This is a genomic window from Microcella sp., from assembly GCF_019739195.1.
Taxonomy (GTDB): Bacteria; Actinomycetota; Actinomycetes; order Actinomycetales; family Microbacteriaceae; genus Microcella.
In genome coordinates this window covers 1,172,866-1,185,413 of sequence record NZ_JAHHDS010000003.1, presented here as the reverse complement: position 1 = coordinate 1,185,413, position 12,548 = coordinate 1,172,866, and the positions used below count along the sequence as shown (strand labels likewise).

General features: G+C 67.4%; 11 protein-coding genes. 5 read left to right on the top strand and 6 right to left on the bottom strand.

Annotated elements, in window-relative coordinates:
* The first annotated feature begins 11 nt into the window (after window positions 1-11).
* A complete protein-coding gene (groES, locus tag KL788_RS07500) occupies window positions 12-308 on the top strand; it encodes a co-chaperone GroES (protein ID WP_293169971.1) in 297 nt (98 codons plus the stop codon).
* 104 nt (window positions 309-412) lie between these two features.
* Window positions 413-1,360, top strand: a complete 948-nt coding sequence (gene rarD / locus KL788_RS07495) for an EamA family transporter RarD (RefSeq protein ID WP_293169969.1) — start codon at window positions 413-415, stop codon at window positions 1,358-1,360.
* A gap of 6 nt (window positions 1,361-1,366) precedes the next feature.
* Here rarD and KL788_RS07490 read toward each other — a convergent pair whose 3' ends face one another.
* Complete coding sequence (locus tag KL788_RS07490) at window positions 1,367-2,707, bottom strand: aspartate aminotransferase family protein (RefSeq protein ID WP_293169967.1); 1,341 nt, start codon at window positions 2,705-2,707, stop codon at window positions 1,367-1,369.
* Window positions 2,704-3,744, bottom strand: coding sequence for a phosphotransferase (locus KL788_RS07485; RefSeq protein WP_293169965.1), 1,041 nt, complete (start codon window positions 3,742-3,744; stop codon window positions 2,704-2,706). Before KL788_RS07485 ends, KL788_RS07490 begins: the two co-directional genes overlap by 4 nt.
* A gap of 67 nt (window positions 3,745-3,811) precedes the next feature.
* Here KL788_RS07485 and KL788_RS07480 point away from each other — a divergent pair, with 67 nt between their 5' ends.
* Both KL788_RS07480 and KL788_RS07475 read left to right on the top strand, forming a co-directional pair.
* Complete coding sequence (locus tag KL788_RS07480) at window positions 3,812-5,071, top strand: ABC transporter substrate-binding protein (protein ID WP_293169963.1); 1,260 nt, start codon at window positions 3,812-3,814, stop codon at window positions 5,069-5,071.
* 208 nt (window positions 5,072-5,279) lie between these two features.
* Entirely contained in the window at window positions 5,280-6,533 is a 1,254-nt protein-coding gene (locus tag KL788_RS07475) for an ABC transporter substrate-binding protein (protein WP_293169961.1), read from the top strand.
* Window positions 6,534-6,718: 185 nt separating this feature from the next.
* Here KL788_RS07475 and KL788_RS07470 read toward each other — a convergent pair whose 3' ends face one another.
* From KL788_RS07470 to KL788_RS07455, 4 genes are read right to left on the bottom strand one after another with little or no spacing between them, the layout of a single operon-like run.
* A complete protein-coding gene (locus KL788_RS07470) occupies window positions 6,719-7,492 on the bottom strand; it encodes an ABC transporter ATP-binding protein (RefSeq protein ID WP_293169959.1) in 774 nt (257 codons plus the stop codon).
* The gene (locus KL788_RS07465) at window positions 7,464-8,393 is read right to left on the bottom strand and encodes an ABC transporter ATP-binding protein (RefSeq protein WP_293169957.1); all 930 of its coding nucleotides are present in this window, start codon (window positions 8,391-8,393) and stop codon (window positions 7,464-7,466) included. Before KL788_RS07465 ends, KL788_RS07470 begins: the two co-directional genes overlap by 29 nt.
* Window positions 8,383-9,363, bottom strand: coding sequence for a branched-chain amino acid ABC transporter permease (locus KL788_RS07460; RefSeq protein WP_293173240.1), 981 nt, complete (start codon window positions 9,361-9,363; stop codon window positions 8,383-8,385). The genes KL788_RS07465 and KL788_RS07460 overlap by 11 nt, the downstream gene beginning before the upstream one ends.
* Window positions 9,364-9,375: 12 nt before the next feature.
* The gene (locus tag KL788_RS07455) at window positions 9,376-10,641 is read right to left on the bottom strand and encodes a branched-chain amino acid ABC transporter permease (protein WP_293169955.1); all 1,266 of its coding nucleotides are present in this window, start codon (window positions 10,639-10,641) and stop codon (window positions 9,376-9,378) included.
* 314 nt (window positions 10,642-10,955) lie between these two features.
* On the opposite strand from KL788_RS07455, the gene guaB reads away from it, so the two are divergent.
* Complete coding sequence (gene guaB / locus KL788_RS07450; RefSeq protein WP_293173237.1) at window positions 10,956-12,458, top strand: IMP dehydrogenase; 1,503 nt, start codon at window positions 10,956-10,958, stop codon at window positions 12,456-12,458.
* The last annotated feature ends 90 nt before the right edge of the window (window positions 12,459-12,548 follow it).

The window sequence follows — 12,548 nt, the reverse complement described above, 5'->3', positions numbered from 1 at the left end:
AGAGGTCAACCGTGTCGGTCAGCATCAAGCCGCTCGAAGATCGCATCGTCATCAAGCAGGTCGAGGCAGAGCAGACCACTGCGTCGGGTCTCGTCATCCCCGACACCGCCAAAGAGAAGCCGCAGGAGGGCGAGGTCGTCGCCGTGGGCCCCGGCCGCATCGACGACAACGGCAACCGCGTGCCGATCGATGTCGCCGTCGGCGACCGCGTGCTGTACTCGAAGTACGGCGGCACCGAGGTCAAGTACGGCGGCGACGAGTTTCTCGTGCTGTCGGCGCGCGACGTTCTCGCGGTCGTCGTCCGCTAGTCGACCCGCAGCTCGTCGAACCCCCGGCTCGCCTCTGGCGAGACCGGGGGTTCGTGCGTTGCTGACGGTGAAGAGCGCCCTCCGCGCGCGGCTACAGTGAGCCTGTGCCAGAGAACCGTCTATCGTCGTCGGGGCTCGCGCTCGCCGTCTCGGCCTACGGCCTCTGGGGCTTCCTGCCGATCTATTTTCTGCTGCTGAGCCCCAGCGGCGCGCTCGAGATCGTGGCCTGGCGCGTGGTGCTCTCGCTTGTCTTCTGCCTCGTGCTGCTACTGCTCACGCGCGCGTTTCCGGCCTTCGCCGCGCTGCTGCGTGACCGGCGCATCATGCTGCTGAGCCTCGTGGCCGGCATCCTCATCGCCATCAACTGGCTCGTCTACGTCTATGCATCGACCAACGGCTTCGTCGTCGAGGCTGCTCTCGGCTACTTCATCAATCCGATCGTCTCGATAGCGCTCGGCGTGCTCTTCTTGCGCGAGCGGCTGCGCATCGGCCAGTGGGTGGCCGTGGGCATCAGTGTCGTGGCCGTGCTGGTGCTCGCGATTGGCTACGGCCAGCCGCCCTACATCTCGCTCGCCCTCGCGTTCTCGTTCGGGCTCTACGGCTTTCTCAAGAACCGCATGGGCGGCCGGGTGTCGGCAGTCGGCGGTCTCACTCTCGAGACCGCGTGGCTCGTGCCCGCCGCGATCGGCGCGCTGGTCTGGGTGCAGCTCGCCGGGGGAGGCATCACCGCGGGGCAGGAGGGGCTCGCGCACGGCGTGCTGCTGAGTCTTGCCGGGGTGGTCACGGCCGTGCCGCTGCTGCTCTTCGCCGCCGCCGCTCGACGGCTGCCGCTCAGCGTCATGGGGTTCATTCAGTACTTCGCTCCGCTGCTGCAGTTCGTCTTCGGCGTCGCCGTGCTGCAAGAGCCCATGCCGCTCGAGCGCTGGATCGGCTTCGCACTGGTCTGGCTGGCCCTCATCGTGCTGAGCACCGAGGCCGTCGTGCAGCGCCGCCGGGCGATTCGCGAGCGTCGTGCCGTGCCGCTCGACACCGTACCGGTGCAGACGGTCTAGCCGCGCTCAGTCGAGATCGCGCAGGGCGGCGTCGAGCTCGGTCGCGAACCGATCGACGTCGGCGCGCGAGAACGGCAGCGGAGGGCGCAACTTGAGTGCTGCGTTGTCGCGCCCCGATGCACTGATCAGAATGCGCCTCTCGCGCAGCGCGCTCACGATCGCCACTGCAGCCTGCGCGTCGGGGGCACCCGTCTCGCGATCGACGACATCGACGGCAAGATAGAGCCCCTGCCCCCGCGCGGCTCGCAGGCGATCGTGTTGCTGCACGAGCTCGCTCAGACGCGCGAGCAACTCGGCGCCGATGGTGGCCGCATGCTCGGGCAGGTTCTCGTCGTGCAGCACCTGCCACGTGGCGCGGGCAGCGGCGACCGAGACGGGCGTGCCCGCGAAAGTGTTGAAGTAGCGCACCCGCTCGCCGAAGGCACTCATGAGCTCGCGCCGAGCGACGAGTGCGGCGACGGGCAGCCCGTTGGCCATGGGCTTGCCGATCGTGACGAGATCGGGCGTCAGGTCGTGGTGCCGATAACCCCACAGTCCCGGCTCGCCGCTGCGCTGGCCGAGTCGTCCGAAGCCGGGTTGCACCTCATCGGCGATGAGCACTCCGCCCGCGGCGTGCACGAGCCTCTGCACCTCGGCCAGGGCCGAGCGCGTGCCGGGCGAGGGCGCGAGAAACCCGTCGCTCGCAAACGCCGTGTCGACGATGAGCGCGGCGACACCGTGGCCCGCGGCCCGCAGCTCGGCGATCGCGGTGCGGGCATCCGCCACCATGACGGCACCGTCGTCGACCGGAGGCCGCACGGTGCGCACCCACGGCGCGAGCGAGTCGGTGCCTCCGAGCGAAGGCGAGATCGCCGCGATCTCGGTCGTGACGCCGTGGTACGCGTTCTCAGTGACGACGATGCCGCGGTGCCCGGTGGCCTGCTTCGCGACGCGCAGGGCCAGGTCGTTGGCCTCGGAGCCGGTGCAGACGAGCGTGAGGGTGTCGAGCCCGTGGGTGAATGAGTCGAGCAGCAGCTCGGCGTAGTCGATGAGACCCTCGTGCAGGTAGCGCGTGTGAGTGTTGAGCAAGGCAGCTTGCTCGGCGATGGCGGCCGTCACGCGCGGGTGCGAGTGCCCCACCGAGGGCACGTTGTTGTAGACATCGAGATACTCGTCGCCGTCGCGCGTGTAGAGCTTGGTGCCGCTGCCGCGCACGAACTCGATCGGGTGGTCGTAGAACAGCCGGTAGCCGGGCGAGAGCACCGCCTCGCGCCGGTCGACCAGTGCGCGGGTGCGCGGGTCGAGGGCCGCTCGGTGCTCGGGTCTGAAGTAGGTGGCAGGGCCGATCATGGGCTCGTTCTCGATCATGCGGGGGCTCCGATCGTGCTCGGGATGCTCGCACTGAGCTCGCGAAGATCTCGAGCGATGGCGCTCAGGTTGCGGCTCGCGTAGTCCGCGGCGGCCGGGTTCGCGGCGGCGATCGCCGAATTCAGGATTCCACGCTGGGCGAGGCGCAGCAGCACCAGCTCGGGCAGCAGCGCGCGCTCGTCATCGGTGAGCGGCTGCACGGCCGCAAAGCCGGCGACGTAGGCCTTCGCGGCGCCCCACGGTTCGACCGTCGACGGCGCTCGACCCCGCGCGTACGAGGCGGCGACGGCGAGATCGGCGACGCGCGGGGTGCGCGTCATGTCGCCGAAGTCGAGCACGCCCGTCACCGCGAAGGGCTCAGCAGACACCAGCACGTTGTCGCCATGGAGGTCGTTGTGGGCGAGCACGGCGGGGAGGGTGTCGAGGCGCGGCAGCACCGTACGACGCGCGCCGTCGAGCACCCGAAGAACGTCGTTTCGCAGCGGCCCGTCGGCCAGGTCGTCGGCGCGCGGGGCGTAGAGCTCGAACTGCGTGAGATTCCACGCTGTCTCAGACCCCGTGAGCGTGGGGTCGGCGTCTCCGATGGAGGCGACCGCCGAGGCGAAGCGGGCGTGGAAGCTTCCGAGTGCATGCAGGTCTGCGAGCGAGCGAGTGCGCGCACCGAGCAGCTCGCCGTCGAGATAGCTGAGCACGCGCACCGATCGCGCTTGGCCGGCATCGTCGATCACCCGGTGCACGAGCTCTCCATCGAGGCCGGGCAGCACGCGCTGCACCGGCAGGTCGGCGTGGTCATGCCACAGAGTCTCGAGCACCGTGACCTGATCGAGCAGCGAACGGGGGTCGTCGAGGGGGTGGGCGAACTTCGCGACGAGGGAGCCGCGCTCGGTGTCGACGCAGAAGCTGTCGTCGCGTTCGGTCGCCAAGCGCTCGATATGCGCCGCTGCGATCCCGTGGCTCGTCGCCAGCAGGGCCGCCGCGCTCGCCTCGCTCAGGCGCGAGAACGCTGCGGTCAGTTGACGGGGCGACGGCGCGGTCACCGCTTCAGCCTAGAGCGAGAGAGATAGGGTGCCCCCGTATCGTCGGTCAGCAGCAAGGAGCAGCCTCATGATGCGTTTGCCGGTTGTCGCCGCCGCGTGCGTCGTTGTGCCGATGCTGCTGGCCGGGTGCGCCGAGCCGCGCCCGCTGCCGACTCCCACGCCGAAAGCGACCGAGAGCGTCGGTCCTACGGGCGATGGCGTGCTGCGCATCGGTGCCCTGCTGTCGATGAGTGGCGATGTCTCGAGCATCAGCGCCGGCATGATCGCCGCCATCGAGGTCGCCGTGCGCGATGTCAACACGGCCGGCGGAGTGCTCGGCACCCAGGTCGAGACCTTCTATCGCGACGCGGGCGCAGCGGACGACGAGAGGCTCGAGTCGGGCTTCGCCGACCTTGTCGCCCGCGGCGTCGATGTCGTCATCGGCCCCGCCTCGCCCGTGCTGCTCGAACGGCTGCTGCCGTTGGCTGACGAGGCTGGCGTCGCCGTGATCGCGACGGCCGCCGCGAGCCCGACGGCACGCTCGGCCGAGCCCGGTGGCTCTCTGCTGCGCACCGTTCCCGCCGTCGATCGCGAAGTGGTGGCGATCATGCAGTCGGTTGTCGACGGCGGTGTCGAGACGGTCGCGCTCGTCGCGGGGTCGGATGCTCAGGGCCAGTCGGTCGTCGACGCGGCCCGCGCGGCGCTCGCCGGGTCGTCGACCGTGCTTGCCGCGGTGGAGCGCGCCGACGCCGCCTCGAGCACCGCGCGGCTGTCGTTCAGCGTTGCAGCGGGCGAGCCCGATGCGGTCGTGCTGGCGACAACAGGCCTCGCGAGCGCTCAGGTCGCCGAACTCGTCGCCGCGATCGTGCAGCGCGGAGTGCCGGGCGACCGGCTCTGGTTCACCTCCGCGACGACTGCCGATTACTCGGCATCGCTCGAGGCGGGAGTGCTCGAGGGCGCTGCCGGAGTGCGCACGGGGGCTGAGGTCGATGAGCAGCTCACCGCACGTCTGCTGCAGTCAGACCCCCGACTGCGGGTGCTGCGCTTCGCCCCGGAGACCTACGACGCCGTCGTGCTGGCTGCCCTCGCGGCGACGGTCGCCGACGATGACGGAGGCTCGTCGATCGGCCGCGCCGTCGCCGAGGTGACGGGTGGTGAGGTCGTCTGCACCAGCGCAGGCCAGTGCTTTGACGCTCTGCTCAACGGCCGCACGATCAACTACGACGGGCTTTCGGGCGAGCTGGGACTTGATGACGCGGGCGATGTCGTCTCCGCCACCCTGAGTCTGCTGCGCTACGACGCCGACAACCGACCGCAGCCGGAGGGCGCGGTCACGCTCGGCGAGTAGACGCGCGCGCGAGAGCAACGGAATTCGTCGTGCACTGCCGGGCCTAAGCACGGAAATCGTCGCGAGAGAGTCACCCACCGCGCATTTCCGGGTGTTACAGGGATGTAACCCGAATGAGTTGTGAATGGAGTCTGGGCACCGTACGGTGGCAAGACGGCCGTGCTTCTGCGCGGCCTCTTCCTGAACACCTTTCAACGCAAGGAGCAACATGAGCGTATTCACTTCCGGCTCAGGCCGCCGCTCTCGTTCTCTCTCGTCCATCCTCGGTGGCATTGCCATCGTGGGTGCCAGCGCACTCGTTCTGAGTGCCTGCGCGACGGCAGAGCCCGAAGAGCCGGCCGGTCCCGCCGAGCAGCTGACCCTCAAGATCGGCACCATCCTCCCGCAGAGTGGCGCGCTGGCGTTCCTCGGCCCGCCGGAGGAGGCAGGCGTTGCTCTTGCCGTGCAAGAGATCAACGAAGCCGACCTCGGCATCACGGTTGAGGCCATCTACCGCGACTCGGGTGACACCACGACCGACACCGCCACCGTCTCGGTGACCGACCTCCTTTCGCAGGACGTCACGGCCATCGTCGGCGCAGCGTCGTCGGGCGTCTCGTTCACCGTGATCGACCAGATCACCGGTGCGGGCGTTGTGCACTTCTCGCCGGCGAACACCTCGCCTGACTTCACGAACTACGACGATGGTGGCCTCTACTGGCGCACCGCCCCCAGCGACCTGCTGCAGGGCGAGGTGCTCGGCAACCTGATCGCCGAAGACGGCGCTGCCACGCTTGGCATGCTCGTTCTCAACGACGCCTACGGCACCGGCCTCGCGGCCGCGCTCGGCGCGACGTTCGAGGCTGCCGGTGGCGAGGTTGTCGCCGAGGAGCTGTTCAACGAGGGTGACACGAGCTTCGACGCTCAGGTCTCCGCGCTGACCGCAGCCGCTCCTGACGCGATCGCCGTCATCACCTTCGACCAGGCAAAGGTCGTCGTGCCCGCACTCGTGGGCGCCGGCTACCCCGGAAGCCAGCTGTACTTCGTCGATGGCAACCTCGCGAACTACACCGAGGACTTCGAGCCCGGCCTCGTCGAGGGCGCCAAGGGCACGCTGCCCGGCCCGGCACTGGCAGACGGTTTCCGTGACCGCCTGCTCGAGGTCGACCCCGACCTGACCGAGTTCGCGTACTCGGCCGAGTCGTACGACACGGTCATCCTGCTCGCGCTCGCGGCTCTCGCCGCCGGCTCGACTGAGGGCGTCGACATCGCGTCGAAGCTCCAGGAGGTCTCGGGTGGTTCCGGCGATGGTGAGAAGGCGACCGACTTCGCGTCGGCCGCGCAGATCATCCTCGACGGCGGCGTTGTCGACTACGACGGTCCTTCGGGCCCGATCACGTTCGACGAGAACGGCGACCCCACTGAGGCGACCATCGGCATCTACCAGTACGCTGCCGACAACACCTTCAGCCGCATCAACTAGTCACGACTAGCTGCAGCTGAGAGGGGCCCCGACTTCGGTCGGGGCCCCTTCTTCGTGCGCCCGGCGTGCGGCGAGCATCCCCGCACCGACGATGACGGCCCCGCCGAGCATCCCGCACCGCCGACGACGACGGCCCCGCCGAGCCGAGTGGCTCTGCGGGGCCGTGTGCGCCGTTCTGCGGGCTTCTATTCCTGCCCGAGGGTTCCGAGGTACAGACCGATGACCTTGGGGTCGTTGAGCAGCTCACGGCCCGTGCCGGTATAGGCATCGGTGCCCTGGTCGAGCACATAGCCCCGATCGCAGATCTGCAGGCAGCGGCGGGCGTTCTGCTCGACCATGATGGTCGTGACGCCCGCCTTGTTGATCTCTTTCACGCGCAAGAACGCCTCGTCTTGCCGCACCGGCGAGAGGCCGGCGCTCGGCTCGTCGAGCAGGATGACCTCGGGGCTCATCATGAGCGCGCGGCTCATCGCCACCATCTGTCGCTCTCCGCCCGAGAGCGAGCCAGCGCGCTGACCGAGACGCTTGCCGAGCTCGGGGAAGATGCTCACGACGAACGCGAGGCGATCGGTGAGCTCTTTCGGCTTCTGGAAGAGCCCCATCTCGAGGTTCTCTTGAATGGTGAGGGTCGGGAAGACGTTGTTCGTCTGCGGCACGAAGCCGACGCCCTTGGCGACGAGCTTGTTGGCCTTCATGTTGGTGATGTCGTCGCCGTAGAGCGAGATGGTGCCTTGACGCACCTTCACCAGGCCGAAGATCGACTTCAGCAGCGTCGACTTGCCAGCGCCGTTAGGGCCAATGATGCCAATGAGCTCGCCGTCATAGGCCGTGAGCGAGCACTCTTCGAGAATGTTGATGCCCGGCAGATAGCCCGCAGTGACATTGTCGACGTGCACGACGACGTCGCGCGTCTCGTTCGTCACGGCGGCCTCAGTGCTTGTGTTCGTCGGCGTCGTCATCGGCCAGCTCCTTGATCGCAGAAATCACTCCGGTGTCGAGATCGCCCAGGTCTGAGTCGTGGTGCGAGCCCAAGTAGGCGTCGATCACCGCGGGGTTCGCCATGACTTCGTGCGGGTCGCCTTCGGCCACCACCTTGCCCTCGGCCATCACGACGACCCAGTCGGCGATGTGACGCACCATGTGCATGTCGTGCTCGACGAAGAGCACGGTCATGCCCTCGGTCTTGAGGTTGAGAATGTGGTCGAGCAACGACTGGGTCAGCGCCGGGTTCACGCCGGCCATCGGCTCGTCGAGCATGACCAACGTCGGTTGGCTCATGAGGGCCCTGGCCATCTCGAGCAGCTTGCGCTGCCCGCCCGAGAGCCCGGCCGCGTAGTCGTTCTTCTTCTCGTCGAGTTTGAAGCGCGCGAGCAGCTCGAGCGCACGCGCCTCGATCTCGGCCTCTTGCTTGCGCCAGAACCACGGGAACAGCGCGCGGGCGAGGTTCTCGCCGCTCTGGCCCTTTGCTCCGAGCTTCATGTTGTCGAGCACGGTCAGCAGGCCGAGGGCCTTGGTGAGCTGGAAGGTGCGCACCTGGCCCTTGCGGGCCACCTTGAAGGCGGGGATGCCCGAGATGCCCTGCCCGTCGAACGTCCACTCGCCCGTGTCGGGCTTGTCGAAGCCCGTCAGCAGGTTGAAGAGCGTGGTCTTACCGGCGCCGTTCGGGCCGATGAGGGCCGTGATCGCGCCGCGCGGAATCTCGAGGTGCTCGACATCGACCGCCGTCAAGCCGCCGAAACTGCGCTTGATGTGGTCGGCGACGATGATGGGATCGACCTTCTTGACACCGGGAGCTGCCTCACCGACGTGCAGGTCGACTGACTTGATCGGGGCGCCGTTGGCGCCAGCGCTACTTGACAAAGGCCAGCTCCTTCTTGTTCCCGAAGATTCCTTGTGGTCTATAGATGACTATCAGCATGATCGCGACGCCCACCAGGATGAAGCGAAGCTGACCAGCCTGAACGTTCGACAGGAACGGCAGCCATCCGACCTCGACCGCGCGAGCGATGAAGCCCGAGAAGAACGACAGCAGCACCCAGAAGATGACCGAGCCGATGATCGGGCCGAAAACCGTTGCGGCACCGCCCAGCAACAAGATCGCGTAGATGAAGAACGTCAGCGACGTCTGGTAGTTCGAGGGCACCACGGCGCGAGGCAGGATGAAGATCATGCCGGCCAGGGCGCCGAACACGCCGCCGATGACCAGCGACTGCATCTTGTAGAAGTAGACGTTCTTGCCGAGCGCGCGCACAGCATCCTCGTCTTCACGAATGCCCTTGATGACACGGCCCCAGGGGCTCTTGAACAGGCGCCACGTGATGAAAGCAGCGAGGGCGACGAGGCCCCAGCCGAAGATACGCACCCACCAGTCGTACTCGTTGTAGACCCACGGGCCGAAGCCGTAGGTGCCCTCGGGAATCGGGTTGAGCGCGGCGAACCCGCCCTTGTAGCCCTGCAGGCCGTTGGCAGAGCCCGTCACGTCGACGAACGTGTTGGTCGTGAACAGCAGCCGCACGATCTCCGCCGCCGCAATCGTCACGATCGCGAGGTAATCGGCCCGCAACCGCAGCGTGGGTATGCCGAGAATCAGGGCGAAGACGATGGAGGCCACCACGCCGGTGAGGATCGCGGCCCAGACCGGCCATCCGAAGGTCAGCGTGGCAATGGCGAAGCCGTACGCGCCCAGCGCCATGAAGCCCGCCTGACCGAAGTTCAGCAGGCCCGTGAAGCCGAAGTGAATCGCCAGCCCGAGTGCGGCGAGCGCGTAGGCAGCCGTCGTCGGAGAAATGATCTCCTGCGCGGCGTTGGAGAAGAGAAGGATCCAGTCGATCATGGTCAGCCCCTAGCCGATTCGTTCTTTGCGTCCGAGGATGCCCTGAGGCCGCACGAGCAGCACCAGGATGAGAATCACCAGCGCTCCGACGTACTTCATGTCGGAGGGAATGATGAGGGTCGACAGCTCGACGAACATGCCCACAATGAGCGCGCCGACGAGGGCGCCGAAGGCCGTGCCGAGACCGCCGAGCGTGACGGCGGCGAAGGTCAGCAGCAAGATCTGGAACCCCATGTCCCAGCTCACACCGGGGCGGAAGTACGCCCAGAGGATGCCCGAGAGGCCGGCGAGCGCGCCCGCCATGACCCAGACGATGCGAATCACCCGGTCGACGTCGATGCCGCTCGCGGCCGCGAGCGACGGGTTGTCGCTCACTGCGCGGGTCGCCTTGCCGATGCGCGTGCGCAGCAGGAAGTAGCCGACGGCGAGAAGCACGATGACACTGAGCACCATGCTGCCGACGTCGATCCATGACAGGCCGAAGACACCGATCGAGAAGGTCGTGTCTGTCGCGCCCGGCAGCTGTTGCGTGTCGCCGCCGACGAAGAGCTGGTAGACGTAGCGCACCGCGAGTGAGAGACCGATCGAGACGATCATCATCGGGATCAGGCCGACGCCTCGGCGTCTCAAGGGTTTCCAGAGCGCCGCATCGTTCACCCAGCCGAACGCGGCACTGAGCGCGATGGCGATCGGAATGGCGAGCCAAATGGGTATGCCGAACCCGATCGAGAAGAGCAGGGCCATGAGCCCGCCGAAGGTTACGAGTTCGGCGTGCGCGAAGTTGCTGAGGCCCGTCGTGCCGAAGACGAGCGAGAGGCCGATCGCGGCGAGGGCGAGCAGTAGGCCGAAGTTGAGGCCGTTGAAGATGCGCTCGATGACCTGGTCGAACAGGCTGACGGTGTTGCGCTCGCCCTGCCCGATGAAGAAGTTGGCGATCGCGACACCCGACTGGCCCACGTTGATCGTGCGCACGTTGGGCTGCTCGAGGTCTTCATCGATGACCGCGATGCCCTCGGGCAGTGTGTCTTCGTTGAGCGTGACGGTGTACTCACCCCGCTCGGGAACGCCCACGGCCCAGCGGCCGTCGTCGCCCGAGACGACCTCGACGCGGAAGCCTTGCCCGTCAACGACGAGCTGCACGTCGGCAAGAGGCTCGTCGGCGAGTTCGACGAGGCCGCTGATGCGGTTGTCGTACTCGTCGAGGCCGATCTCTTCGGCGGCAGCCGGTGAGACGGCCGAGAAGGTGAGGGCGGCCACAATGGTCGCGAAGAGCACCGCGGAGAACCGTCGGGATGCGTGTCGAGTACTTGGTCTGCTAGCAGCGTGTGCCACGAAACCTCCAGGTTGTTTCGGGTCAGGGCGGGTGGGGCCCAGCGGGCCAGCAGGCCCGATTCGTCCACGGTGACGATACGGCGCGATTGTTGCCGAGGTGTTTCCGGCGACGACCGATACCGCTCAGCCATTATGGCCACGGAATACGTTTCGACCTAACTCGCTTAGAATCGAGTACCGGTCTTCAGTGTGGCATTCCGGTTCATCTGCACCACCTTTCGCGCGTGCTTTCCAGCACCCCGGACGCAAAGGACGTCATGGACCAGCCCGACCCCTTCGGCTTCATCGGTCTCACCTACGACGACGTGATGCTGCTCCCTGCGCACACCGACGTCATTCCCAGCGAGGCCGACACGACCTCGCAGCTGACCCGCCGTATCCGGGTTCACGCGCCCCTCATCTCGGCCGCGATGGATACCGTGACCGAGGCCCGCATGGCGATCGCCATGGCGCGGCAGGGCGGCTTGGGCATTCTGCACCGCAACCTCTCGATCGACGAGCAGGCACAGCAAGTCGACAAGGTCAAGCGCTCCGAATCGGGCATGATCACGAATCCGGTCACCACCACGCCTGACGCGACCGTCGCCGAAGTGGATGCTCTCTGCGGGCAGTTCCGCGTCTCCGGTCTTCCCGTCGTCGAGGGCGACGGCTTGCTCGTCGGCATCATCACCAACCGTGACATGCGCTTCGTCTCGCGATTCGAAGCCGACTCCACCCTCGTGCGCGATGTGATGACGAAGGCTCCGCTCATCACCGGGCCCGTCGGCATCAATCAAGACGACGTGCTCGCGATCTTCGCCCAGCACAAGATCGAGAAGCTGCCCCTCGTCGATGACGCCGGGCGCCTGCACGGCCTGATCACCGTCAAAGACTTCGACAAGAGCGAGCAGTACCCCAACGCCACAAAAGATGCCGAGGGACGCCTGCGGGTCGGGGCCGCCATCGGCTTCTTCGGCGACGCGTGGGATCGAGCCGGGCAGCTGCGCGACGCCGGCATCGACGTGCTCGTGGTCGACACGGCCAACGGTGACAGCCGCGGCGTGCTCGAGATCATCGCGCGGCTGAAGGCCGACCCAGCTTTCGCGCACATCGACGTCATCGGCGGCAACGTCGCGACTCGCACCGGAGCCCAGGCGCTCATCGACGCGGGCGCCGACGCTGTCAAGGTCGGGGTTGGCCCTGGCTCGATCTGCACCACGCGCGTCGTCGCCGGCGTGGGCGTTCCTCAGATCACCGCGGTGTATGAGGCCTCGCTCGCGGCCCGCCCGGCCGGAGTGCCCGTCATCGCCGATGGCGGTCTGCAGTATTCGGGCGACATCGCCAAAGCCCTCGTCGCTGGCGCCGACACCGTGATGCTCGGCTCGCTGCTCGCGGGCACCGACGAGAGCCCTGGCGACCTGATCTTCGTCAACGGCAAGCAGTTCAAGTCATACCGCGGCATGGGCTCACTCGGGGCGCTGCAGACGCGCGGCACCAAGACCTCGTACTCGCGCGACCGTTACTTTCAGGCCGACGTGCCGAGCGACGAGCAGCTCATCGCCGAGGGCATCGAGGGCCAGGTGCCCTACCGCGGGCCCGTCTCGTCGGTCGTCTACCAGCTGCTCGGCGGCCTGCGGCAGTCGATGTTCTACACCGGCGGTCGCACGATCGACGAGCTGAAGAACCGCGGCAAGTTCGTGCGCATCACGGCTGCCGGGCTCAAAGAGTCGCACCCGCACGACATCCAGATGGTCGTCGAGGCGCCCAACTACCGCCGCTAGCCCGTGCCCGGGCGGCGTTGCCGCACGCGCGGCCCGGCGCGAGCATCCGTCGTCGCTTCGCACGAGTTGCGACACTTCGCACTGCCTGAC